Genomic DNA, 26,475 nt, shown 5'->3' on the forward strand with positions numbered 1-26,475 from the left:
GTACTATAACAGCGAATTTAATTTGTTATAATTATATAATAACACATGACAAAATTAATAACAAATCGTGTATATGCCATTAAAATAATTTAAAATTGAAAAAAATTTTAATATTCATTAATAAAATGATTTATGTACATTTTTCCTATGTATATCTCATGGTTAAGCATTTTTCCAAATGAGTGTAAAATATTTTTTACTTATTTATTACAAATTATATAGTAATTAATTTTTATTTATGCTAAAATAACTTTGAATTAGGGGGGATAAGTGGTGAGCATTTTTAAAGATATAATTCATGGCACCTCTAGTGTTTTTACCTGTATAGTATATGTTATAACGATATATTATTTATGTATATCATTTTTTGGTATATTGAGGAAAAAGAACGAAAGAGCCGTAGAACCAAAAAAAGTTTTTGCTTTAATTGTAGCAGCACACAATGAAGAAATTGTCATAGGTGATATTGTAGAAAGCTTAAAAAAGCTTGATTATCCTAAAGAACTTTATGACATTTTTGTTATTGCTGACAATTGTACAGATAAAACTGCCGAGAAGGCAAGAGAAAAAAGTGCTATTGTGTATGAAAGAACGAATAAGGAAAAAAGAGGAAAAGGGTATGCTCTAGAATGGATGTTTGATAAAATATTTAAGCTAGATAAAAAATACGATGCTATTGCCATATTTGATGCTGATAATTTGGCTCATAAAAGTTTTTTGAAAGAAATGAATAAAAAATTATGTGAAGGATTTAAAGTTGTTCAAGGATATTTAGATAGCAAAAATCCAGAAGATACGTGGATTACAGGAAGTTACTCTATATCTTTTTGGTCAAATAATAGGATGTTTCAAAATGCAAGAAGTAATCTGGGATTATCTACACAATTAGGTGGAACAGGTTTTTGTGTGGATGCAGAAATATTAAAAAAGTTAGGATGGGGAGCAACTTGTCTTACAGAGGATCTAGAATTTACATGTAAAATTGTGTTATCAGGTTACAAAGTAGGATGGGCTCATGATGCAATAATATATGATGAAAAACCTTTAACGCTTTCTCAATCTTGGTGGCAGCGAAAAAGATGGATGCAAGGATTTGCAGATGTTGCTAGTAGATATTTTTTCAAATTGTTAAAGAAATCTATAACCAACTTTAGTTTTACAGCATTAGATTGTGCATTATATAGCATACAGCCTATAGTAGCTATTTTAATAGGTATTTCTGCAGTAACAGGTATAATTCAATATTGTATGAAAGGACTTAACTTAATAAGCAACTTTAATACATTTATATATTCTGTTAACTTTGATTTGCTTCATATTACAATAGCATTATTAGCAATATTTCAATTTATATATACTCCATTTATTTTAGTATTAGAAAAAAAATTGAATAAAAAAATATTTTGGTATTACATATTATACCCAATATATGCTATTACTTGGTTTCCTATTTCGGTTCAAGGAATTATAGATAGGAATAAAAAAGAATGGAGTCATACTGCGCATACTAGAAGTGTAAAAATAAATGATTTAGATAAAGCCAACTAAAAAATGGGAAAGGTTCAAATCCTTTCCTTATTTTTGCAATGCTTACATTTAAAAACTATATTATTTAACTATATTTGAGATTTTATTAAAATATGATAAAATAATAAGAGGAAAAATAGAATTTTTGTTGAATATATAATTTTGGATGGTTCTCTAAGGGGGGAAAAGCACTTAATGGATGAATATATAGTTGGAATAGATATTGGGTCATCGAAAGTTCGTGCTGCTGCAGGAAAAGTTGATAGGTACGGCAAAGTACAAATTATGGGAGTTGCATCGGCAAAATGTAATGGAGTAAAAAAAGGAATTGTTGTTGATATAGATAATACTTCTGAAGCTGTAAAGGAGTGTATTGCAGCTTTGGAAAGAATGGTAGATATAAAAATTAAAGAAGCGTATATCTCTTTACCAGGGGGCATAAGTGAATTACTTTGGAATAAAGGTGTAGTAGCTGTATCTTCAGAAGATAGAGAAATAAGAGAAGGCGATGTAAAAAGAGTTTTAAAAGCATCTAAAATTGTTACGATTCCATCCGATAAAGAAATTATAGGAGTTATACCTGAGCAGTATATAATTGATGGTTATGATAAGATAAAAGATCCTATAGGTATGAGTGGGTTAAGATTAGAAGTAGATGCACAGATAATTTTAGCTCAGACCACTGTTGTTAATAATCTTTTTAAAAGTGTAATTAAGGCTGAAGTGAAAGTTTTGGGAGTAGTATTTCAACCTTTAGCTATATCACAAGCTGTACTTAAAGATGATGAAATTCAAAGAGGTGTAGCAGTGATAGATGTGGGGGCTGAATGTACAAATATTTATGTTTACGAAGGAGGAAATTTAGCCAGTATTCAAACAGCAGCCTTAGGTGGAAGTATTATAACCAATGATATTTCTGTATGCTTAAAAATACCTTTTTCTGAAGCTGAAAATCTAAAGAAAAAGCATGTTAGCTTAGGTGAAGATAACGCCAATTATAACATAAAAATAGAAGTTAATGCTGATTACAATAATAAAATTAAAGTAGATAATTATATGCTAAAGCAAATAGTTGAAGCTAGAGTAGAAGAACTACTGTATATAATAGATGAAAAACTAAAAAGTAGTGAGTATTATGAAAAAGTATCAGGTATAGTTATAGTTGGAGGAGGTTTAGGACTAATTAAGGGTATTGAGGATTTTAGCAAGAATATAATTAAGAAACCAGTTAGAATAGGAACTCCAGGCACTGTTGGTGCATCTAGTCCTTTATACGCATGTACAGTTGGTATAGTTAATGATGTTTCTTATGCTGTAAAGGGTAATAAACTTTCGGCTGATGTTGAAAAGCAACCAGAAAAGAAATATAAAGAGTATACTAAAAGTAAAGACAAAAAAGAAAATAGAAACGAAAACAAAAATGGAATTATGTTAAAAATAAAAGAATTTTTTACGGATTTTTTCTAATAAGGAGGTAGTATTGTGCTAGACTTTGATGTTGATGTTCAACAATTTGCTCAAATAAAGGTAATAGGCTGCGGTGGCGGAGGAAACAATGCTGTCAACAGAATGATAAGGGAAGGCCTTAAAAATGTTGAATTTATAGCTATAAACACAGATAAACAGGCTTTAATGTTATCACAAGCATCACAAAAAATACAAATAGGAGATAAACTTACCAAAGGATTAGGAGCAGGTGCTAATCCTGAAATTGGTCAAAAAGCTGCTGAAGAGAGTAAGGATGAAATATCCCAGGCCATAAAAGGAGCTGATATGGTTTTTATAACAGCAGGTATGGGAGGAGGAACAGGTACTGGAGCAGCACCTGTTATCGCTGAAATAGCTAAATCTATGGGAATACTTACAGTAGGTGTAGTTACAAAGCCCTTTCCATTTGAAGGTAGAAAGAGAATGCTTCATGCAGAATTAGGAATAAAAGATTTAAAGGAAAGAGTGGATACACTAGTTACTATACCAAATGAAAGATTATTGAGTATTGTAGATAAAAAGACCACTTTAATGGAATCCTTTAAATTTGCAGATGATGTTTTAAGACAAGGTGTTCAGGGTATATCAGATCTTATTACTATACCTGGACTTGTTAATCTAGATTTTGCAGATGTTAGAACTATTATGATAGATAAAGGACTTGCTCATATGGGAGTAGGTAAAGGAACTGGAGATAATAGAGCTCAAGAAGCTGCTAAACAGGCTATATCAAGTCCATTACTTGAAACTTCAATAGTGGGAGCTACAGGAGTTTTATTAAATATAACAGGCGGACCAGATTTAGGACTTTTAGAAATAAATGAAGCAGCAGAAATAGTTCAAGAAGCAGCAGATCCAGATGCAAATATTATATTTGGTGCAGTAATAGATGAAAACATAAAGGATGAAATAAGAATTACTGTAATTGCTACAGGTTTTGAATCAGAAGATATAAAGGGCAAACCAGAAGTTAGTCCAAAAGCTAACATAGAACAGCCTAAACATAATAATAATGTAAATGATTTTGATGGTAAAGATGAAGCTGCTACGTCTAAAGTAGAATATAAAAATTATGACGAAAGTAATCTTGAAATTCCAGCTTTTTTAAGAAGACAAAAAAGGTAATAGTATGATGGAATAAAAAACCATGTATAACGCATAATGGCTATACATGGTTTTTTATTTTATTTTTTGAGAAATTAAGTTGAAGATTATTTTTATAAAACTGAATTTATTGAAATAATATGGAAAATAAAAATATTACTTTTTATTAAGAAGTGACAAAATTTTAGAAAAAATAGGTATATAATAAGAATATAAAAATGGTAATAAATGGATGGAGGTGAGGCAGTATTTGATTGTATATTTAGACGTACTGATCTTGGAAAACTTAATAGTAAATTTATTTCTTTTGTATATAACGGCTCAATCATTGAGAGTAAGAGCAAAACTAATAAATATGATTTTCTCATCAGCTGTAGGAAGTATATATGTAATAACTTTACTTTATCCTAAACTAAATATTTTTTCACAGTTTCCATTTAAAATTTTAGTGGCTGCAATTATGATATTAATAATTTTTAGAAGAATAAAATTTATATTTTTTATAAAAGCTTTAGGAATATTTATCTTATATTCTATGGTACTTGCTGGAGCATGTATTTTTATAGAATATAGCAATTGTAGTAACTATATTAGTTGTTTTTCAATTATAAACTTTTCTTATAAGAAACTTATGATTTCAATCATGATAATATATATGCTTATTCATAGAACAATAATTTATATAAAGGATAGAAAAGATTTAAGATGTTTAATATATGATATAGACATTGTGATGAAAAATTCAGAAAAGACTGTAGAAGCTTTTTTAGATACAGGTAATGAATTAAGAGAACCTGCTACAAATTTGCCTGTAATAATAGTGGAAAAGTCAGTTTTTCAAGATATGGATTTAAATACTTATGATAAATTTTATATTCCTTATAGGGTTGTTAATGGTGCAAATGGTAATTTGCAAGGATTTAGACCTGAATATATAAAAATACATGGTTCAAAGGAAGAATTAGTAAGAGAAGTTATAGTAGCTTTTTGTGAAGAAAAATTAAGTGATTTTAATGAATACCATGCGCTTTTATCTAGAGGAGTTATGTAATGGTATCAAGTAATACATAGCTATCATAGATGAAGGACAACCATATTAATTATTTGGAGGATGAGTTATGATAAAACTAAAAATATTGCTGAATAGAATTTTAATTAAAATAAAGTTTTTGGCTGGGAAAATTTATTATATAGGTGGAAGTGATGTGCTGCCTCCTCCACTTAGTAAAAAAGAAGAAGATGATTTGGTATCTAAGCTTGATGGAGGAGAAGAGAAGGTTAGATCAACTTTAATAGAACGTAATTTAAGACTTGTGGTTTATATAGCAAGAAAATTTGAAAATACAGGGGTAAATGTAGAAGATTTAGTTTCAGTAGGAACTATAGGACTTATTAAGGCTGTTAATACTTTTGATCCAAGTAAAAAAATAAAATTGGCTACATATGCTTCGAGATGTATTGAAAACGAAATACTCATGTATTTAAGAAGAAATAGTAAAGTAAAAGCTGAAATATCCTTTTATGAGCCTTTAAACATAGATTGGGATGGAAATGAATTACTCTTATCTGATATATTAGGTACAGATAATGATGTGGTTTACAATTTGATAGAGGATGAAGTAGACAAACAATTACTTATGGTAGCCATGAAAAAACTTAATGATAGGGAAAAGGAAATAGTTAATTTAAGATTTGGTCTAAATGGACAAGGCGAGAAAACTCAAAAGGAAGTAGCTGATATGCTTGGTATATCACAATCTTATATTTCAAGATTGGAAAAAAGAATAATAAAGAGGCTAAAAAAAGAAATAAATAAAATGTTGTAAGGTTGTCTTTAGTATAAAATTTCGCTCCTTAGGAAACAATTAAAATGCGATATATTCTGAAGGGGCTGATAACTTTATGATAATTAATAAAGTTGAAATTTGTGGTGTAAACACAGCAAAACTACCAGTTTTAAAAGAAAAAGAGATGAAAGAATTATTACTAAGTATGAGAAATGGAGATGTAAGCTGTAGGGAAAAATTTATAAAAAGCAATTTAAGATTAGTACTAAGTGTGATTCAAAGATTCAATAACAGGGGAGAAAATGTAGACGATTTATTTCAAGTAGGATGTATAGGGCTAATCAAATCAATTGATAATTTTGACTTGAGCCAAAATGTAAAATTCTCTACATATGCTGTACCAATGATTATTGGTGAAATAAGGAGATATTTAAGAGATAACAATTCTATAAGAGTAAGTAGATCACTTAGGGATATTGCTTATAGAGCATTGCAGGTTAGGGATAGACTTATAAGTGAAAATAATAAAGAACCTACAGTATCACAAATAGCAAAAGAATTAAAAGTTCCTAGAGAGGAAGTGGTATTTGCTTTAGATGCTATACAAGATCCAGTATCACTATTTGAGCCAATTTATCATGATGGAGGCGATGCAATTTATGTAATGGATCAAATAAGTGATAACAAAAATATGGATGATAGTTGGCTTGAAAATATAGCCATAAAGGAAGCTATGAAAAAATTAAATGACAGAGAAAAACTCATACTTAATTTAAGATTCTTTGATGGAAGAACTCAAATGGAAGTGGCAGATGAAATAGGTATATCTCAAGCGCAGGTATCTAGGCTTGAAAAAACTGCTTTAAGACATATGAGAAAATATGTTTAAACATTAGTAATTATATTGTTTATAGATAAGTTGTATAGAATGCTGAAAATATAAGATTATTTAATATTTTCAGCATTTTTTGTTGTGGTAATTAATAATTAATATAACTCATATATTAATAAAAAGAGATAAAATGAGGTGATAAAAGTGGAAGATGAAAAAGGATTATACTCTATAAGCAATTTAAGATCCATGGAAATTATAGAGATAAATACTGGAGCAAAATTAGGTTTTATAAAAGATTTAAAAGTAGATTGTGATGAATCTAAAGTTATATCAATTATTTTGCCTTCTGGAAAAATGTCTTGGTTTGGTAAAAGTGATGATATAGAAATTCCATGGGAAAATATTAAAAAGATAGGCATAGATGTGGTTTTGGTAGAAACTAATGATTTTGGTATAAAAGATTAATAGTAGAAATTTATTAAAAAAAGTGTATAATGTATATATATTGAGTATTTTTAAAGCTAAGGTAAAAATTGATTTTAAAAGGACGTGAATAGATGTGAAATGCCCTTACTGCGGCTATGCGGAAAGTAAAGTTGTAGATTCTAGATCTACAGAGGACAATATGTCTATTAGAAGAAGAAGAGAATGTTTGAAGTGCAATAAAAGATATACTACATATGAAAAAGTTGAAAATGTACCTATACTAGTAATAAAGAAAAATATGAATAGAGAATATTTTGATAGAACTAAAATAATAAATGGTTTAATAAAAGCTTGTCAAAAAAGACCTGTGTCTAGACATCAGATAGAAAGCATAGCTGATGAAATTGAAAAGACAATAAACAATCAAATGCTGACAGAAGTACATTCTGAATATATTGGAGAAATGATAATGGAAAGCCTTAAAAATATAGATGAAGTTTCCTATGTTAGATTTGCATCTGTATATAGGCAGTTTAAAGATATAAATACCTTTATGGAAGAAATTAAAAATTTAATTAGTGATAAGTAGGTGGTATGCTGAATAAGTATACCACTTATTTATTATTAAATTTAAATTATTTTTATTAAAAGCATGCTGTGTTAAATTTAGGTTAAAACAACTAAATTTTTCTGTGTCTACAAAACAAACAATGTTAAAATGTAATTAACAGTTAGTTAATGGAGGAGTAAAATGGAAGAATTAAGAATTGAGAATTATAAATTTATAAAAGAGTCTTTAGAAGGAGCAGATATGATTTTTTCTACTGCAGAAGGTGGGTTAGATTTTAATAAAAATTCGTCTAATGGAAAAGAAAGTTTGCAAAATATAAAAAAATGGTTTGGAGTAAATGAAGTTGGATTTTTAAATCAAATACATAGTGATAAAATTATTGAGTACAAAAATGAAACAGAAGAAGGGGATGCTTTAATTACAGACAAAAAAAATACAGCAATAGGTGTATTTACTGCCGATTGTGTTCCAGTTCTTTTATATGATAAAAATAAAAAGGTAATAGCAGCAGTGCATAGTGGGTGGAAAGGAACCTTTGATTGTATAGTGTTAAAAACAATTGAAAAAATGGAACAACAATATGAAACTAAATGTGAGGATTTAATAGCTTATATAGGACCACATATACATGAATGTTGTTATGAAGTAGGATTTGATCTTATAGACAAATTTAAGGGTTTAGAAACATATAAAGATGTGAATATATGCAGTGGAAGGTATTTAAGTTTGAAAAAATGCATACTACATCAGCTAAATTTAAAGAATATAAATAAGAGTAATATAAAAGATTTAGATATATGTACCTTCTGCAGTAAAGAATATAAAACTCATTCTTATAGAAGAGACAAAAATCAAGGAAGGTTATTTTCATTTATTTATTTAAAATAGTTTTTAATGGAGTGGGAGGGAAAATTAGTGTCAGAAGAAAAAATACTTATTGTAGACGACGAAGAACACATAACAGAATTGATAAAATTCAATTTGGAGAATAGCGGATATAAGACTATTTGTGCAGATAATGGTTTAGATGCAATAAAGAAAGCTAAAAGAGATACTCCAAATCTCATATTATTAGATATTATGCTGCCTGGAATGGATGGATATGATGTATGTAAGGAAATTAGAAAAGATAATTCCATATCCTCAACTCCTATAATAATGATAACTGCTAAGGGAGAAGAATTTGATAAAGTACTAGGTTTAGAGTTAGGAGCAGATGATTACATTACTAAGCCTTTTTCTATAAGAGAATTATTAGCTAGGGTAAAAGCAATTCTTAGAAGAACTACAGCTAAATCTATAGATAAAAACTTTGGTTTTGGAAAAATTAACATAAATTTTGAAAAACATGAAATTTTAAAAGATGGCGTTAAATTAGATCTTACTTTAAAGGAATTTGAAGTATTGGAACTCTTAATAAAAAATAGAGGAAGAGTCATGACGAGAGATTTTTTATTGGATAAAGTGTGGGGATATGAATATATAGGTGAAACAAGAACTGTGGATGTTCATATAAGACACTTAAGACAAAAAATAGAGGAGGATGATAAAAATCCAAAATATATAGAAACTATTCGTGGAATAGGATACAGGTTCAATTCAGAAGAGTAGTTGGTGATTAAAATGAAAAAAAAATTAATGATAACAATGCTCATTACATTGCTTCTTACATTTTCCATAGTTACTACCTTATTTGTAATTATTGAAAATTATCAATATATGCAAAACACAAAGGAAAATTTGAGAATAAATAATCAAATTGTAGTAAATGTGTTAAAGACAGAAGGCCTTAATAATAAAAATTTTTCTTTCAAGAATAATTTTAAAAATGATGTTATTAGAGAAACATTAATAGATAAAAAAGGAAAAGTTTTAAGTGATACTATAGCAGATGCCGAAACAATGGATAATCATAATGAGAGAAAAGAAGTTAAGGATGCAAGAAAATATGGCACGGGGTATAGTACACGATATAGTGCTACCTTAGGAAAGAAGACTTTATATTTTGCTACAGCTGTTGATAATGGTTATGTGATAAGAAGTGCTATAGCCATGCAAATTATTAAAGGAATAGAAATGAGCTATCTGAAGTATTATATAATTGCTATGATGTTTTCAATTATGGTTTCTATAATATTTGCATCAAAGCTTTCTCATACCATAGTAAAACCCATTAAAGAATTAGAATTTACTACTTCAAGTATTGCTTCGGGAAAATTGGATAAAAGGGTAAAGATTAGTTCTAAAGATGAAATAGGTCAATTAGGTATAACCTTTAATAATATGGCAGATAAACTAAATAGTACCCTGAATGATGTTTTAGATAAACAAAATAAATTGGAAGCAATATTAAAGAGTATGGACAGTGGAGTTATAGCTGTAGATGTAAACTACAAAATTATTATGATAAATCCTTATGCAAAAAAAATATTTGGTATAAATGGAGACATTATAGGTGAAAATCTTATGGATAATATAAGAGATTTTGAGTTTGAAGATGTATTTAAAAATACTGATGAAGACTATGTAGAAATAAAGATATTGTGGCCTAAGGAAAGAAATTTAAGAATAAGAACTGCTGATATAATTAATGTTAGAGAAAAAATTGGTACAGTTGCTGTAGTACAGGATATAACTGATATAAAAAGATTGGAAAATATGAGGACTCAATTTGTAGCCAATGTTTCTCATGAGCTTAAAACACCATTAACGTCAATAAAGGGATTTGCAGAAACTTTGAGATATGTAGATGATTTTAAAAACAAAGAAAAGTTTTTAAATATTATAAATGATGAAGCTGATAGATTAACAAGATTGATCAATGATACCCTGACACTTTCGCATATTGAAAGTAGTATAGAGAATAAGGAAGAAGAGATAGATGTAAACTTTATTATAAAAGATGTATGTTGTTTAGTTAAAAATTCAGCTGAAAAGAAGAATATTAAGGTTCTTACAATAGGAGATAAGGTTCCTAATTTAAAAGGAGACAATGATAGATTTAAACAAATGCTTATAAATCTAGTGGATAATGCAATAAAATATTCTGATAACAATGGAATTGTAAAAATAGGCACTAAGCTTGAAAATGATAATTGCATAATATGGGTTGAAGATAAAGGTGTTGGTATATCAAAAGAACATATAGATAGAATCTTTGAAAGGTTTTATAGGGTTGATAAAGCAAGATCAAGAGCTCAAGGTGGAACAGGATTAGGCCTTGCTATTGTAAAACATATAGTTATGGCTCTTAATGGAAATATTAGAGTTGAAAGTGAGATAGGAAAAGGAAGCAAATTTATTTTAGAAATACCTATTGTATGATTTTTAGTATATTACTAGACCGATTGTTTATGCTTAGAATAAAAAATTTTAACGTTTATGTTAGCAATGTTAAGAGTTTGTTAAGTAAGTAAAATTAAATGATTTTGTTAAATATTGTGAAAAGAACCTTTGAATACAGAGTATTCAAAGGTTCTTTTGTTATATTTTTAATAAAAGTGGTAAAAATAAATAAATTCCTTATGTTAATTTTAATTAACCTATGTATAATAATGGGTTAACCTTGTAAAGTTATCATAGTATTCATAGGGAATAATTTAAAATTAATAAACGTTGAAAGTTTTAGGAGGTTCGTATTAATGAAGAAAAAGAGTTTAAAAATTATAATAGCTGCATTAGCAGTTACCATGGTAACAGGTGTATTTGCAGGATGTGGATCAAAAGAACAATCATCTTCAGGAGATACTAAAAAGGAAGTTTCAGGTTCAATAACATTGGCAGGATCCACAGCACTTCAACCACTAGCTGATCAAGCAGGAAAAAAATTCACTGAAAAAAACTCTAAAGCTACTATTAATGTACAAGGTGGAGGTAGTGGTACTGGAATAAAATTAGTAGCTGAAGGCACTGCTGACATAGGAAACTCTGATATAACAGCAGAAGCAGCTAAATTAGATGCACAAAAGGCAAAAGAATTAGTTGATCATAAAGTTTGTGCTATTGGTTTTGCAGTAGTTGTAAATAAAGAAGTTAAAGTTGATTCTTTAACAAAAGACCAGATACAAAAAATATTTACTGGTGAAATCACTAACTGGAGCCAAGTTGGAGGAGACAACCTACCTATAAATGTAATTAATAGAGCAAAATCTTCTGGTACAAGAGCAACATTTAAAGATACAGTAATGGGTGGAAAAGATGAAAAGGACGGACTAGGAACTACACAAGATTCAAACGGAAACGTTGAAAAAGGAATACAGTCTACAAAAGGTTCTATAAGCTATTTAGCATTATCATATTTAAGTGATAAAGTTAAAGAAAGTGTAAAACCATTAAAAATAGATGGAGTAGATGCAACTGAAGAAAATATAACTGCTGGAAAATATCCTTTCTGGTCATATGAGCATATGTATACAAAGGGAGAAGCTAAGGATTTATCAAAAGCATTTATTGATTACATGTTGAGCAGTGAAAATAGTGATTTAGTTAAAAAATTAGGATATATTCCAATGAGCGAAATTAAAAATAAATAAAGTTTTTTATGGGGCTGGCTGTTAATCAGTCAGCCATTAAATTAATATTGAGGTAGAGAGTATGGAGAATAGTATAAAGAAAAGAACCTTTTGGAAAAAGTTAAAAACTGAATATTTAGGAAGAAGTTTTGCCATATTTTGTGGAATGTTAATAATAATTTTAACTTTAAGTATAATAGGATTTGTAACTGTAAAGGGATTAAATACTTTTATAAAGCATGGATATTCATTAAAAGACTTTCTATTTACTGCAAATTGGAATCCAGATAGTGAAAAACCTAAATTAGGAGCACTTATATTTATTGTAGGTTCTACTTTAGTATCCATAGGTGCAGTTATTTTGAGTGCACCGATAAGTATTGCACTAGCAATTTTTATGAACTTCATTTCACCAAGAATGGGAAAGAAATTAGTTCAACCTGCATTAGAATTATTTGTAGGAATACCTTCAGTTGTTTATGGCTGGATAGGATTTAGTGTTTTACTACCTCTTATTAAAAAAGGTTTTGGAGGTATTGGATTTAGCTTAATAGCAGGTATTATAGTATTAAGTATTATGATACTGCCAACTATAGCTAGTTTATCAGCAGATGCTGTTAGAGTTGTACCTAAGAGCTATTTAGAGGCATCCTATGGATTGGGTGCAACTAGATGGCAAACTATAAGCAAAGTTATATTACCAGCAGCCAAAAGTGGCATATTAACTTCAATAGTATTAGGACTTGCAAGAGCTTTTGGAGAAGCTTTAGCTGTTCAAATGGTTATAGGTAATTCAATTAAATTTCCTAAAAATTTAGTAAGTCCAACAGCTACTTTGACTAGTATTTTAACTATGGATATGGGAAATACAATATCAGGAACAGCATGGAATGATGCGTTGTGGTCACTTGCTTTATTGCTTTTAGTTATATCATTTTTATTTATTTTACTAATAAGAGCCATTGGAAAAAGGAGTGAGCTTAAATAAATGGATGCTAAGTTAAAAGATAAAATATGGACAGGAATTTTATATGTTGTATCTGGATTTGTAATATTACTTCTAATGGCCTTAATAGGATATATATTATATAAGGGCGGAAATTCATTAAATCCTTCTTTCTTGTTTGGAAAACCTAAAGTAGGTGAAGCTGGAGGTGGAATAGGTCCTCAGCTATTTAATTCCTTCTACATGCTAGTAGTATCTTTAATAATAACTGTACCTTTTGGAGTAGGTGCGGGTATATATTTAGCAGAATATGCGAGAGAAGGATTTTTATTAAATATAATAAGGTTATGTATTGAAACTATGGCTTCATTGCCTTCTATAGTAGTGGGTCTTTTTGGTCTTTTAGTGTTTGTTGGTATGACGAATTGGGGGTTTACACTTTTATCAGGAGCATTAGCTATAGCAGTGCTAAATCTGCCATCTTTAACAAGAGTTAGTGAAAATGCTATAGTAGCAGCTGGTAAATCTGTGAAGGAGGCAAGTCTTGGGCTTGGAGCAACTAAATGGCAAACTATAAAAAAAGTTATATTGCCTTCTGCCATTCCGCAAATCTTAACAGGAGTAATATTGGCATCAGGAAGAATATTTGGTGAAGCAGCAGCACTTTTGTATACTGCAGGTATGAGCGCACCAGTACTTCCATTTGATAGCTTTAGTTTAGTTGGAAAAACATCTCCTTTTAGTGTAATGAGACCTGCAGAAACATTAGCAGTATACATTTGGAAGCTTAATTCTGAGGGGATGGTACCAGATGCATCAGCTATAGCAAATAAAGCATCAGCAGTGCTTATAATAATGGTTTTGTTATTTAATTTAACTGCTAGAATATTAGGAAAAAAAATATATGAATCTTATGCTGGTAAAAAATAAGGAGGAAGCTAAATGGGTATAATACAAACTAAGGCACTTGATTTATACTATGGAAGTACTCAAGCCTTGAAGAAAATAAATTTAGATGTAGAAAAAAATGCAGTTACAGCATTAATAGGTCCATCAGGTTGTGGTAAGTCTACCTTTTTAAGAACTTTAAATAGAATGAACGATTTAATAGACTCTGTAAAAATAGAGGGAGAAGTACTATTTGAAGGTAAGAATATATATAAGGATTATGATGAAATAGATCTTAGAAAAAGAGTAGGAATGGTTTTTCAAAAGGCTAATCCTTTCCCAATGTCTATATATGACAATATAGTATATGGACCCAAGATACATGGAGTAAAGGATAAAAGTAAATTAGATGAATTGGTTGAAAGTAGTTTAAAAGGTGCTGTACTTTGGGATGAAGTAAAAGATAGATTAAATAAAAGTGCATTAGGACTTTCTGGTGGTCAACAGCAGAGGTTGTGCATTGCAAGAACGCTAGCAGTAGAGCCAGAGGTATTACTTATGGATGAGCCAACTTCTGCATTAGATCCAATATCTACATTGAAAATAGAAGAGCTTATGGATGAGTTGAAGAAAAAGTATACTATAATTATAGTTACGCATAATATGCAGCAGGCAGGAAGAATATCAGATTATACAGCATTTTTTCTTAATGGAGAGATAGTTGAAAATGGAAAAACTGAAAGTATTTTTTATAAACCTCAGGATAAAAGAACAGAAGATTATATAACGGGAAGATTTGGTTAAAATTATATATAGATAAAAGTATATAAAATAATAATATAAACTTAATTTAAATAGAGGTGAGTATGAATGACTAGGACCGGATTTGATATTGCTTTAAAAGAACTTCATAATGATTTATTAAGAATGGGAAGCATAGTTGAAAAACAGATACATCAGTGTATAGAATCATTAGTTAATAAAGATGTTGAATTAGCAGATAACATAATAAAGAACGATGATTTGGTAGATGATCTTCAAAAGGAAATAGAAAATAAATGCATAAGATTAATAGCTAAAGAACAACCTTTGGCTATAGATTTAAGAACTATTTTTACAACTACTAAGTTAGTAACAGATCTTGAAAGAATGGCAGATTATGCAGTAGACATAGCAAAAATAACAAAAAGACTTAAAAATGAACAGTATGTTAAGGAACTTATAGATATTCCTAAAATGTCAGAGATAGTTAAGAAGATGATAAGAAGTGGGTTAGATGCTTATGTAGCTGCAGATGTGGATAAGGCCTATGAAGTGTGTAAAATGGATGATGAAATAGATAACTTATATAAAAATGTTTTTACTGAAATGCTAACTATAATGGCAAACAATAATCAAAATATAAATCAAATAACCCAACTTTTATTTGTGTGTAAATATTTAGAAAGAGTTGGCGATCATGTGACTAATATATGTGAATGGACTATATATTTAGTTACAGGAGAATTAAAAGATTTAAATGAATAAAACATTTTGAATTTTATAGAAAAATGAACCTTTGAAAATGATTACATGAATTATGATTTCTATAATATTAGGATGCCAGCATATGGATTGATATGCTGGCATCCATTTTTTTGAAATTTATTTTTTTGTTAAAGTGTGATTTGCGCTTGTTTAAATATTTACTTATAATTAGTAAATAGAAACTAGAAGCATAAAGAAGAAAAAAGCATAATAATGTAATATAATGTAGAAAGAATATTTGAAATAAATTTATACAAACACTGTATAAAAGAGTTATTGAGTAAAATATATGTTAATTTTCTGTTTTATTTTTGCAAAATCTATGGTATACTTTATAAGGTCGAAAATTTATACTTTTACATTCAGGAGGGATAAAGATTGTTTAGTTTGACTCCAAAAGAAGACAAATTTTTCGAATTTTTCGTAGAAACTGCTAATATAGCTTATAAAGCATCAAATATGTTGGTAGAGTTTCTAAAGGATCTTGACAATTCAGAGGAAAATTTAAAAAAACTTAAAGAGGTGGAACACGAAGGAGATAGAAAACAACATCAAATACTTGAACAACTTAATAAAACATTTATAACACCCTTTGACAGAGAAGATATTTACATAATAGCAAAGGATATGGACGATATTATAGATCTAATAGAGTCTGCTGCAAGTAGATTTGTTATGCTAAACGTGAATAATACCACAAAGGAAGCAATTATATTAGGTGATATGATTGCAGCAAGTTGTAAAGAAATTATTACTCTCATGGAAGAATTGAAAAATATGAAAACCAGTAAATATCTAAATAAAAAAATTATAGAAATTAATAGAATTGAAGAAGAAGGAGACAGAGTTTCAAGAAGAGCTATTGGTGATCTCTTCAGATCAAATATTGAAGTTATTGAAGTGATTAAATGGAGAGAAATTTATCAGTATTTAGAGGATACTTTAGATGCTTGTGAAGACATAGCTAATGTAATTGAAGGAGTAGTAATGAAAAATGCTTAGTAGTACTTTTGTTTTGATATGTATTATAGTTGTTACTGCTTTAATTTTTGATTTTATTAATGGCTTTCATGATAGCGCCAATGCTATAGCATGTTCTGTATCTACTAGGGTATTAACCCTAAAACAAGCGGTTGTAATGTCAGCTGTATTAAATTTTATTGGAGCCTTTGTTAGTGAAGGGGTTGCTAAAACTATAGGTAGTGGTATTGTAGATCCAAATCATATATCACAAACTGTAATTGTAGCTGCTTTGATCGGTGCAATAGTATGGAATATAATAACATGGTATTTTGGAATTCCAAGTAGTTCTTCACATGCTCTTATAGGAGGATTAATTGGATCTGCAATGGTTTTTCAATGGTCTTTCGGTATAGTTAATTGGTCAAACTTATTTTGGAAAGTTATAATATGGATTTTTTTATCGCCAATGATAGGATTTGTTATAGGATTTGTAGTTATGACTATTATGAATAATGTTTTAAAGATGATGGAAGCAAGACCTTCATCTGTTACTAAAGTTTTTTCCAAGGCTCAAATATGCTCAGGAGCGTTTATAGCTTTTAATCATGGCTGTAATGATTCTCAAAAATCTATGGGAATTATTACGATGGCACTTATAAGTGGTAATTTTATAACACAGTTTGAAATACCAAATTGGGTAAAGATTTGCTGTGCTTTAGCTATGGCGTTAGGTACAAGTCTCGGAGGAAAAAAGATTATTAAAACCATGGGTACAGGTATGACCAAACTTGCTCCTATTAATGGATTTACAGCTGAAATGAGTGCATCAACAGTAATGATGACTGCAACTTTGTTAAAGGCACCAGTAAGTACAACTCATATAATCACTGGTTCTATAATGGGTGTTGGTGCATCTAAAAGATTTTCTGCAGTAAAGTGGGTTATAGCCAAAGATATTGTAACTGCCTGGGTGATTACTATACCGGCAAGTGCTGTAATTGCAGCTTTAGCAATGTTTTTAATAAAATTACTTTAAAATGTGATTTACCCTTCTTAAATATGAAGGGTTTTTTTGTTCCCTTAAACAATAAAGCTAATACGTTGACTAAATAAACATATTAAGGTAATATTACTAAATGGATATTTTTTTAGTAACAGAGCCATATTGCGAGATGTCTATAGGTCAAAAAGGAGTTGTATATATGAAAAATCAAATAGCATTAGTAGAACCGGGAAGTATTGCAGAAGAAATGGGAATAGAAGTAGGAGACTATTTATTAAGCATTAATGGCAAAATTGTTAAGGATATTATAGATTACAGATTTCTTATGTGTGATGAATATATTAATGTAGAAATAGAAAAGAAGTCTGGAGAGATATGGGAATTAGAGATAGAAAAAGAGTATGATGAAAAGCTAGGAATACAATTTGCAGAGGCTATTTTAGATAAACCTAAAAGTTGTCATAATAATTGTATATTTTGCTTTATAGATCAATTGCCTAATGGTATGAGAGAAACTCTTTATTTTAAAGATGATGATTCAAGGCTTGCTTTTTTGCAAGGTAACTTTATAACATTGACTAATATGAAGGAAGAAGATATAGACAGGATAATTCAATATAAAATTAGTCCAATAAATGTATCTGTTCATACAACAAACTCTGAGCTTAGAATTAAAATGATTAACAATAGGTTTGCAGGAAATGTTTATGATAGATTAAAAAGACTATCTGAAGCAGGTATAAAAATGAATTGCCAAGTGGTGTCTTGTCCAGGAATAAATAATGGAGAAGAACTGCAAAAAACCATAGAAGATCTATATAAACTGTATCCACAAATTGAAAATTTAGCAGTAGTTCCAGTAGGTGTTACAAAGTATAGAGAAGGATTATATGAACTTAAACTATATGATAAAAAAACATCACAAGAGGAATTAGATAGAATTTCTGAAATTCAAAAGAAGTATATAAAAGAAATAGGATCTCCATTTGTAAGATTATCAGATGAATTTTACGTTCTAGCAGAAAGGGATGTTCCTTCGTCAGACTTTTACGATGGCTTTGAACAGCTGGAAGATGGAATAGGCATGATAAGAGTTTTTAGAGATACTATTGAAAGTTCTTTAAAAAATTTGAAGAAAGATATAAAGGGTTCTTTTACTGTTATTACAGGAGTTTCTGCTTATGAAGAAATAGTTAAGGGTACTCAAAAAATATGCAATGTTAATAATAAAATTAATATAAAGGTTGAAAAGATAATTAATGATTTTTTTGGCCATACTATAACTGTAGCAGGACTTGTAACTGGTGGAGATATAATCCAGCAGTTAAAGGAAGTAGAGATAGGAGAGTATATTATAATTCCTAATGTTATGCTGAGAAAAGGATATGAACTTGCCTCAAATAATGAAAAAGTATTTTTGGATGATGTTACTATAGAACAATTAGGAAAGGCTTTAAAGAGAAAAGTTATCATATGTGACTTCACAGGAGAGGATTTAATAAATATAATAAATGATCATTGTAAGGAGGAATAAAAATGGGAAAACCAATAGTAGCGATAGTAGGAAGACCTAATGTAGGAAAATCTACATTGTTTAATAAAATGGCTGGAAAGAGAATATCTATAGTTCAAGATACACCAGGTGTTACTAGGGACAGAATATATGCAGAGGCTGAGTGGCTTAAGTATAATTTTACTATAATTGATACAGGTGGTATAGAACCTGAAAATAGTGATATAATAATTTCTCAAATGAGAAGACAGGCAACAATGGCAGTTGAAACTGCAAATGTCATAGTATTTATAGTAGATGGTAAACAAGGACTTACAGATGCTGATAAAGAAGTAGCTCAAATGCTTAGAAAAAGTAAAAAACCTGTAGTACTTGTAGTTAACAAAATAGATAGTCTAAAAGATGAAGATAATGCATATGAATTTTATAATTTAGGAATAGGAGAGCCTATTGCTATATCAGCTTCACAAGCACTTGGACTTGGAGATATGCTAGATAAAGTTGTATCATATTTTGATGATGACAAATTAGATGATGAAGATGATGAGTATATAAAGATAGCATTTGTAGGAAAACCTAATGTAGGAAAGTCATCTCTTATCAACAAGCTTTTAGGAGAAGATAGGGTTATAGTAAGCGAGATACCTGGAACTACTAGGGATGCTATTGACAGCTATTTAGAAACAGAACAAGGCAAATTCACTCTTATTGATACAGCAGGTCTTAGAAGAAAAAGCAAGGTAAAGGAAGAAATTGAAAGATACAGTGTAATAAGAACTTATACAGCCATAGAAAGAGCAGATGTTTGTATACTTATGTTAGATGCTACTCACGGTATAACAGATCAAGATGAGAAAATAATAGGTTATGCTCATGAAATGAGTAAAGCTATTATGGTTATAGTAAATAAGTGGGATTTGGTTGAAAAGGATACAAATACCATGAATGCTTTTAAAAAGCAAATAGGAATGAATCTTTCATTTATGTCTTATGCTCCATATCTATTTATATCTGCAAAAACAGGACAGAGAGTTCAAAAAGTGTTAGATATGGTTAAGGAGTGCTATTCTAATTACTCTAAGAAAATAAAAACAGGTGTATTAAATGATGTAATAAGTAAAGCTGTAATGATGAAAGAACCTCCTATAGTGGGGACAAAAAGATTAAAGATATATTATGTTACACAAATAGGTACAAAAGCACCTACTTTTGTATTCTTTGTAAATGATCCATCATGTATTCATTTTTCCTATGAGAGATATATTGAAAATCAATTAAGGGAAAATTTTGATTTTACAGGTACAGGTATAAAGCTGCAGTTTAGGGAAAGGAAGGAATAAATATGAGTTCTAAAGTTGCTTTTTTAGGTGGAGGAAGTTTTGGAACAGCGTTATCTATAATGCTAGCTAAAAAGGGAACTAAGGTTAAAGTTTGGGATAGAAATAAAAGTGTAGTAGATGATATTAATATCAAGAAAGAAAATATAAAATATTTGCATGGAGCAGTTATACCTGTTGGTGTAGAAGCTTCAGAAAATATGGAGGAAGTAATAAAAGATAGTGATTACATAGTAATTTCAGTTCCATCTCATGTGGTAAGAACAATATCTAGAGAAGTGGCAAAGTTTATTAATAAAGATCAAATAGTAATAAGTATAGCTAAAGGAATTGAAGAAAAGACTGGTAAGAGACTTTCACAAGTTATAAAAGAAGAACTACCGTTAAATCATATAGTTATTTTATCAGGACCAAGCCATGCTGAAGAGGTAGCTCAAGACATACCAACTACTGTAGTTGCTGCTTCAGAAGATATAAAGTTTGCAGAGAATGTGCAGGATTTATTTATGACAAATAAATTTAGAGTTTACACTAATGATGATTTAATAGGAGTTGAAATAGGTGGTGCTGTTAAGAATATTATAGCACTAGCAGCAGGAATATCTGATGGTGTTGGATATGGTGACAACACAAAAGCTGCACTTATGACAAGAGGTATGAGTGAAATAATAAGAATTGGATTAGCTTTAGGTGGAAGAAGAGAAACTTTTTCAGGACTTACGGGTATAGGAGACCTTATAGTTACATGTACTAGTATGCACAGCAGAAATAGAAGAGCTGGTATACTTATAGGAAAAGGAACTGCTCCAGAAGAAGCTACAGAACAAATAGGAATGGTTGTAGAAGGTATAAAGGCCTGTAGGGCATTTTATGATTTAAAAGAAAAATTAGGAGTTTCTATGCCTATAACAGATGTTTTATATAAGGTACTTTTTGAAGGTAAAGATGTTAAGTATGGGGTTTATGAATTGATGACCAGAGATAAGAAAGAAGAAGTTTATTAAACAGTATAATTTTTATATTTAGTAATAAGTTGCCTCTCATTTTAATATATATATATTGTTAATATTAGAATATTGGGGGGTATACTTTGGAAAATTTTGATATATACAAAGACATAGCAGAAAGAACCCAGGGAGACATATATGTGGGAGTAGTAGGTCCTGTTAGAACTGGAAAATCTACATTTATAAAAAGATTTATGGAACTTATGGTATTGCCTAATATAGAAAATTCCTATAAAAAAGAAAGAGCTAAGGATGAATTGCCTCAAAGTTCATCAGGAAAATCCATTCATACAACTGAGCCAAAGTTTGTACCAAATGAAGCAGTAGAAATAACTTTGGATGAAAGCACTAGGTTTAAGGTTAGAATGGTGGATTGTGTTGGATATATTGTAAAAAGTGCATTGGGATATATGGAAGGCGAAGAGGCAAAAATGGTTACTACACCTTGGTATGATTATGAAATACCTTTTGAAGAGGCAGCTGAAATAGGTACTAAAAAAGTTATAAACGAGCATTCTACTATAGGACTGTTAGTTACAACAGATGGATCTATTACGAATATAAGCAGAGATGATTATGTAGAAGCAGAGGAAAGAGTAGTAAATGAACTTAAATCAATAAATAAACCTTTTATGATAGTTCTTAATTCTCAGCACCCATATGACCCAGAAACTATGACTATTAAAAAAGATCTAGAGGATAAATATGATGTTCCTGTTCAGACTATGGATGTACTTAATATGAGACAGGAAGATATAACTAACATATTTCAAAGAATATTAAAGGAATTTCCAATTAAGGAAATAAACATTGATATGCCTGAATGGATTGAAAAGTTAGAAGCAAAGCATTGGCTTAAGGTAGATTTTATTAATGTTGTAAAAGATATGTGTAAGAACATATATAAGGTCAGAGATATAAATAAGTCTGTGGATAGTTTAAATGATGTAGAATTTATAGGAAGATCAGATATAAATGAAATTAATATGGGAGAAGGCACTTCAAGGGTAAGTATAAATCCTAAGGAGGATTTATTCTATAGAGTACTCAGTGAAGTTTGTGACAGTGAAATAGCAGGAGAGAGCGATCTTTTGAGAGCAGTACAGGAGATGCATGAAGCAAAGATTGAATACGATAAGGTAGCAGATGCGTTAAGAGATGTTAGAGAGACAGGTTACGGATTAGTTGCTCCACAGCTTTCAGAAATGAAATTGGAAGAGCCAGAAATAGTAAAGCAAGGTAATAGATCGGGAGTTAAATTAAAAGCTAGTGCACCTTCATTACATTTTATAAGAGCAGATATCGAAACAGAAGTTTCTCCTATAATTGGTACAGAAAGAGAAAGTGAGCAAATGATTAAATCACTATTGGAACAGTTTGAAAATGATCCATCAAAGATATGGCAAAGCAATATGTTTGGTAAGTCTTTGGAAATATTGGTAAAAGAGGGACTTCAAAATAAATTGTATAAGATGCCTGAAGATGTTCAAATAAAAATACAAAAAACACTTCAGAAGATTATAAATGAAGGTAATGGTGGATTAATTTGCATTATATTATAAAAGTTCATATGTTAGCATATAATTTCATTAAAATAAGCCTGTGAATTTAAATTCACAGGCTTTGAAGCGTAATATGCAATAATTTAAAATAAATTTTCAATATTTCATTAAATATGTTTATACCTTATATTTTGTGGTATAATTTTTATAAATGTATTTTAATCTTCTTATGATATTAGTAATTGTAAATTTATCTTGAAATTATTATTAATATTTATGTATAATTAGTATGGATTGGTAAGGTAAACACGGAAGGATGAAAAATATGATAAAAAGTATGACTGGTTTCGGAAGGGGAAGTACAGACCAAGAAGGTGGAAGATTTACAGTAGAAATAAAAACTGTTAATCATAGGTACTTTGACTTAAATATTAAAATGCCTAAGGCCTTTATAGCTCTTGAAGACAGAATGAGAAAACTTATTAAGGAAAAGATTAATAGAGGCAAAATTGATGTTTTTATCACGCAAAACAATTATGAAAAACAAGGTGTAAATGCCGTATTAAATGAATCACTAGCTGATAGTTATGTGCAATGTTTAAACAAAATAAGAGAAAGATATGGTATACAAGAAAATATAACTGTATCACTTGTTGCAAAGTTTCCAGAAGTGATAACTGTAAAGCAAGAGGAAGAAGATTTAGAAATACTATGGGAATCTCTTAAAACTCCATTAGAAGATGCAGTGAATATGCTTGTTTCTATGAGAGAAAAAGAGGGAACAAAGTTACAGCAAAATATATTTGTAAAGTGTGACTATATTAAATCTCTATTGGATAAAATAGAGAAAAGATCACCACAAGTAGTAGTGGAATATAAGCAAAAACTTACTACTAGGTTAAGTGAGCTAATGCAGGATTGTTCAATAGACGAGAACAGAATTGCTATGGAAATTGCTTTGTTTGCAGATAAGGCTTGTTTAGACGAAGAAATTGTTAGATTAAATAGTCATTTGATTCAAGTGAAGGATACTTTAAATTTAGATGAACCTATAGGAAGAAAGTTGGATTTTATTGTTCAGGAAATGAATAGAGAAGCCAATACTATTGCGTCAAAGTCAAATGATTTAGAGATCACTAACCATGTATTAAATATAAAAAATGAAATTGAAAAAATTAGAGAACAAATTCAAAACATAGAGTAAAATTAGGAGGAAGCATATGGGTATAAAATTGATAAATATAGGTTTTGGAAATATAGTTTCAGCAAATAGATTAGTAGCTATAGTTAGTCCTGAGTCTGCACCTATAAAAAGAATAATACAAGAAGCTAGAGACAGGGGAATGCTTATAGATGCTACTTATGGAAGAAGAACAAGAGCTGTTATAATTACAGATAGTGACCATGTAATACTTTCAGCAGTTCAACCAGAGACTGTAGCACATAGATTGGCTTCAAAAGAAGAAGATGATGATGCAGTTAATGAGGTAGAGGAATAATGAAGGAAAAAGGGCTATTAGTGGTTATATCAGGTCCATCAGGGGCTGGTAAAGGAACTATATGCAAGGCTTTATTAGAAAAAAATGATTTTTGGCTTTCTGTTTCTGCAACTACGAGAAATCCAAGAGTAGGAGAAGTAGATGGCACAAATTATTATTTTTTGAGTAAAGAAGAGTTTCAAAATAGAATAAAAAGTGAAGGATTTCTTGAATATGCAGAGGTTTATGGAAATTACTATGGAACACCTAAGGATAGTGTTTTATCAGCAGTAGATAGTGGCAAAGATGTAGTGCTGGAAATAGATATTCAAGGGGCTTTACAGGTAAAAGAAACTTATCCAGAAGGAGTTTTCATTTTTATACTTCCTCCATCTATGAAAGAATTAAGACAAAGGATAATAAACAGAGGAAGTGAAACTGAAGAGTCTTTAATGACAAGATTTAAGGCTGCATATAAAGAAATAAATTATGTTTCCAAATATAACTATGCAGTTGTAAATGACACTGTAGTAGAAGCAGTAAAGAAAATAGAAAGTATAGTTATAGCAGAAAGATGTAGAGTAGACAGAGTTAAAGAAAATATATTAGATTCAAAGGAGGGTATTATTCATGAGCAACTCTATGATTAATCCATCAGTAGTAGATTTATTAAAAAAAATAGATAACAGATATACATTAGTTACAATGACAGCTAAAAGGGCTAGACAATTAATTGAAGGTGCAGAACCTATGGTAAGAATTACTTCTACTAAACCTGTTACAATAGCAATAAATGAAATTAGTCAAGGAGCAATTACTTATACTACAGTTAAAGAAGGTATTAAATAAACAATGACTAATAAAAAGACTATAGTTATAGGGGTAACGGGTGGTATTGCAGCTTATAAAGCTTTAGATGTAATAAGTAAACTAAAGAAAAAAGATTTTGAAATACATGTGATTATGACTAAAGCAGCTTTGGAGTTTGTCACTCCTTTAAGTTTTCAAACCCTAAGCCAAAATATAGTTAGTTTGGATATGTTTTCTGAACCAAAGGCTTGGGAAATACAACATATTTCTCTTGCAAAAAAAGCAGATTTAATGTTAATAGTTCCTGCTACAGCAAATATAATAGGAAAGGTTGCCAGTGGCATAGCAGATGATTTATTATCTACAACTATTATGGCCACTAAGGCACCAGTAATTTTTGCGCCTGCTATGAACACTAATATGTATAATAATCCTATAGTACAGGATAATATGGGAAAACTTATTAAGTTTGGATATAAGTTTATATATCCTGAGTCAGGAAGATTAGCTTGTGGTGATGAAGGCGAAGGTAAGCTGGCTAATACAGAACTTATATCAGAGTTTGTGCAAAGTATGATGTATGATATAAAAGATCTTGAAGGTAAAAAAGTTTTAGTTACAGCAGGACCGACTATAGCATCAATGGATCCTGTTAGATACATAACCAATAGATCTTCAGGAAAAATGGGTTATGCTATAGCAGAAGAAGCTAGGGACAGGGGAGCGGATGTAACTTTAATATCTGGAGATACTTATATTAAAGCTCCTGCTGGAGTAAATGTAATCAATGTTAAAACTAATGAAGAAATGCTAAATAGTGTTATAGATAACTTTGAAAAGCAGCATATAGTAATAAAAGCTGCAGCTGTAGCAGACTATAAGCCAAAGAATTATTCAGAAAAGAAAATAAAAAAATCTGAGGATGAGTTTGAATTAAAACTTGTTAAAGATGAGGATATACTTAAAAAATTAGGAACTTTAAAGAAAAAACAAATACTTGTAGGTTTTGCTGCAGAAAGTAATGATTTAATGGAAAATGCACAGAAAAAACTTCAGGTTAAAAATTTAGATTATATTGTTGCCAATGATATTACGGCATCAGATACAGGTTTTGCTTCTGATAACAATAAAGTAACCATTTTGTGTAGAGATGGAAGAAAAATTGATTTAGAAAAAATGTCTAAGAGGCAAGTTGCAAAGAAATTATTTGATTTAATAAATGAAAAATAAATTTTGGGGAGGGGTTAAAACT

27 protein-coding genes are annotated in these 26,475 nt (G+C 29.7%); all 27 read left to right on the plus strand.

The window, feature by feature from the left end:
* Window positions 1-273 precede the first annotated feature (273 nt).
* The 27 genes from Ccar_RS00450 (at window position 274) to coaBC (ending at window position 26,453) form a co-directional block, all read left to right on the plus strand.
* Complete coding sequence (locus tag Ccar_RS00450; protein WP_034825770.1) at window positions 274-1,548, plus strand: glycosyltransferase family 2 protein; 1,275 nt, start codon at window positions 274-276, stop codon at window positions 1,546-1,548.
* 174 nt (window positions 1,549-1,722) lie between these two features.
* The gene (gene ftsA / locus Ccar_RS00455; protein ID WP_007061500.1) at window positions 1,723-2,994 is read left to right on the plus strand and encodes a cell division protein FtsA; all 1,272 of its coding nucleotides are present in this window, start codon (window positions 1,723-1,725) and stop codon (window positions 2,992-2,994) included.
* A 15-nt stretch (window positions 2,995-3,009) separates the two neighbouring features.
* A complete protein-coding gene (gene ftsZ / locus Ccar_RS00460) occupies window positions 3,010-4,140 on the plus strand; it encodes a cell division protein FtsZ (protein ID WP_007061499.1) in 1,131 nt (376 codons plus the stop codon).
* A 229-nt stretch (window positions 4,141-4,369) separates the two neighbouring features.
* Window positions 4,370-5,170 (plus strand): sigma-E processing peptidase SpoIIGA, encoded by an 801-nt coding sequence (gene spoIIGA, locus Ccar_RS00465; protein ID WP_007061498.1) that lies wholly within the window; start codon window positions 4,370-4,372, stop codon window positions 5,168-5,170.
* Window positions 5,171-5,237: 67 nt separating this feature from the next.
* Window positions 5,238-5,945 carry an RNA polymerase sporulation sigma factor SigE gene (gene sigE, locus Ccar_RS00470; protein ID WP_007061497.1) on the plus strand — a complete coding sequence of 236 codons (708 nt, stop codon included), beginning with the start codon at window positions 5,238-5,240 and terminating at the stop codon, window positions 5,943-5,945.
* 76 nt (window positions 5,946-6,021) lie between these two features.
* Complete coding sequence (gene sigG, locus Ccar_RS00475) at window positions 6,022-6,795, plus strand: RNA polymerase sporulation sigma factor SigG (RefSeq protein WP_007061496.1); 774 nt, start codon at window positions 6,022-6,024, stop codon at window positions 6,793-6,795.
* A 147-nt stretch (window positions 6,796-6,942) separates the two neighbouring features.
* Entirely contained in the window at window positions 6,943-7,206 is a 264-nt protein-coding gene (locus Ccar_RS00480) for a YlmC/YmxH family sporulation protein (RefSeq protein WP_007061495.1), read from the plus strand.
* A gap of 94 nt (window positions 7,207-7,300) precedes the next feature.
* Window positions 7,301-7,756, plus strand: coding sequence for a transcriptional regulator NrdR (nrdR, locus tag Ccar_RS00485; protein ID WP_007061494.1), 456 nt, complete (start codon window positions 7,301-7,303; stop codon window positions 7,754-7,756).
* 162 nt (window positions 7,757-7,918) lie between these two features.
* Window positions 7,919-8,626, plus strand: a complete 708-nt coding sequence (gene pgeF / locus Ccar_RS00490) for a peptidoglycan editing factor PgeF (RefSeq protein ID WP_007061493.1) — start codon at window positions 7,919-7,921, stop codon at window positions 8,624-8,626.
* A gap of 27 nt (window positions 8,627-8,653) precedes the next feature.
* Complete coding sequence (locus Ccar_RS00495) at window positions 8,654-9,349, plus strand: response regulator transcription factor (RefSeq protein WP_007061492.1); 696 nt, start codon at window positions 8,654-8,656, stop codon at window positions 9,347-9,349.
* Window positions 9,350-9,361: 12 nt separating this feature from the next.
* Complete coding sequence (locus Ccar_RS00500) at window positions 9,362-11,062, plus strand: HAMP domain-containing sensor histidine kinase (RefSeq protein WP_007064511.1); 1,701 nt, start codon at window positions 9,362-9,364, stop codon at window positions 11,060-11,062.
* Window positions 11,063-11,379: 317 nt separating this feature from the next.
* Window positions 11,380-12,270, plus strand: a complete 891-nt coding sequence (locus Ccar_RS00505; protein ID WP_007061490.1) for a phosphate ABC transporter substrate-binding protein — start codon at window positions 11,380-11,382, stop codon at window positions 12,268-12,270.
* A 61-nt stretch (window positions 12,271-12,331) separates the two neighbouring features.
* On the plus strand, window positions 12,332-13,237 hold the full coding sequence (gene pstC, locus Ccar_RS00510; protein WP_007061489.1) for a phosphate ABC transporter permease subunit PstC: 906 nt from the start codon (window positions 12,332-12,334) through the stop codon (window positions 13,235-13,237).
* On the plus strand, window positions 13,238-14,125 hold the full coding sequence (gene pstA / locus Ccar_RS00515) for a phosphate ABC transporter permease PstA (RefSeq protein WP_007061488.1): 888 nt from the start codon (window positions 13,238-13,240) through the stop codon (window positions 14,123-14,125).
* A 12-nt stretch (window positions 14,126-14,137) separates the two neighbouring features.
* Complete coding sequence (gene pstB / locus Ccar_RS00520; RefSeq protein WP_007061487.1) at window positions 14,138-14,887, plus strand: phosphate ABC transporter ATP-binding protein PstB; 750 nt, start codon at window positions 14,138-14,140, stop codon at window positions 14,885-14,887.
* Window positions 14,888-14,953: 66 nt separating this feature from the next.
* Complete coding sequence (phoU, locus tag Ccar_RS00525) at window positions 14,954-15,610, plus strand: phosphate signaling complex protein PhoU (protein ID WP_007064510.1); 657 nt, start codon at window positions 14,954-14,956, stop codon at window positions 15,608-15,610.
* Window positions 15,611-15,988: 378 nt separating this feature from the next.
* Window positions 15,989-16,612, plus strand: a complete 624-nt coding sequence (locus tag Ccar_RS00530) for a DUF47 domain-containing protein (protein ID WP_007061484.1) — start codon at window positions 15,989-15,991, stop codon at window positions 16,610-16,612.
* Entirely contained in the window at window positions 16,605-17,609 is a 1,005-nt protein-coding gene (locus tag Ccar_RS00535; protein WP_007061483.1) for an inorganic phosphate transporter, read from the plus strand. The genes Ccar_RS00530 and Ccar_RS00535 overlap by 8 nt, the downstream gene beginning before the upstream one ends.
* A gap of 166 nt (window positions 17,610-17,775) precedes the next feature.
* Window positions 17,776-19,110 (plus strand): DUF512 domain-containing protein, encoded by a 1,335-nt coding sequence (locus Ccar_RS00540; protein WP_007064509.1) that lies wholly within the window; start codon window positions 17,776-17,778, stop codon window positions 19,108-19,110.
* A gap of 2 nt (window positions 19,111-19,112) precedes the next feature.
* On the plus strand, window positions 19,113-20,429 hold the full coding sequence (gene der / locus Ccar_RS00545) for a ribosome biogenesis GTPase Der (protein WP_007061481.1): 1,317 nt from the start codon (window positions 19,113-19,115) through the stop codon (window positions 20,427-20,429).
* Window positions 20,430-20,431: 2 nt separating this feature from the next.
* Entirely contained in the window at window positions 20,432-21,430 is a 999-nt protein-coding gene (locus tag Ccar_RS00550) for an NAD(P)H-dependent glycerol-3-phosphate dehydrogenase (protein WP_007061480.1), read from the plus strand.
* An 86-nt stretch (window positions 21,431-21,516) separates the two neighbouring features.
* Entirely contained in the window at window positions 21,517-22,995 is a 1,479-nt protein-coding gene (gene spoIVA / locus Ccar_RS00555; RefSeq protein ID WP_007064508.1) for a stage IV sporulation protein A, read from the plus strand.
* 265 nt (window positions 22,996-23,260) lie between these two features.
* Window positions 23,261-24,139, plus strand: a complete 879-nt coding sequence (locus tag Ccar_RS00560) for a YicC/YloC family endoribonuclease (RefSeq protein WP_007061477.1) — start codon at window positions 23,261-23,263, stop codon at window positions 24,137-24,139.
* Window positions 24,140-24,155: 16 nt separating this feature from the next.
* Entirely contained in the window at window positions 24,156-24,434 is a 279-nt protein-coding gene (remA, locus tag Ccar_RS00565; RefSeq protein ID WP_007061476.1) for an extracellular matrix/biofilm regulator RemA, read from the plus strand.
* Window positions 24,434-25,063: a guanylate kinase gene (gene gmk / locus Ccar_RS00570; protein ID WP_007061475.1), complete on the plus strand. Its 630-nt coding sequence runs from the start codon at window positions 24,434-24,436 to the stop codon at window positions 25,061-25,063. Before remA ends, gmk begins: the two co-directional genes overlap by 1 nt.
* Window positions 25,044-25,262, plus strand: coding sequence for a DNA-directed RNA polymerase subunit omega (gene rpoZ, locus Ccar_RS00575; protein WP_007064507.1), 219 nt, complete (start codon window positions 25,044-25,046; stop codon window positions 25,260-25,262). The genes gmk and rpoZ overlap by 20 nt, the downstream gene beginning before the upstream one ends.
* 3 nt (window positions 25,263-25,265) lie before the next feature.
* Window positions 25,266-26,453, plus strand: coding sequence for a bifunctional phosphopantothenoylcysteine decarboxylase/phosphopantothenate--cysteine ligase CoaBC (gene coaBC / locus Ccar_RS00580; RefSeq protein WP_007061473.1), 1,188 nt, complete (start codon window positions 25,266-25,268; stop codon window positions 26,451-26,453).
* The last annotated feature ends 22 nt before the right edge of the window (window positions 26,454-26,475 follow it).

Origin of the sequence: Clostridium carboxidivorans P7, assembly GCF_001038625.1 — a bacterium.
Lineage (GTDB): Bacteria > Bacillota > Clostridia > Clostridiales > Clostridiaceae > Clostridium_AM > Clostridium_AM carboxidivorans.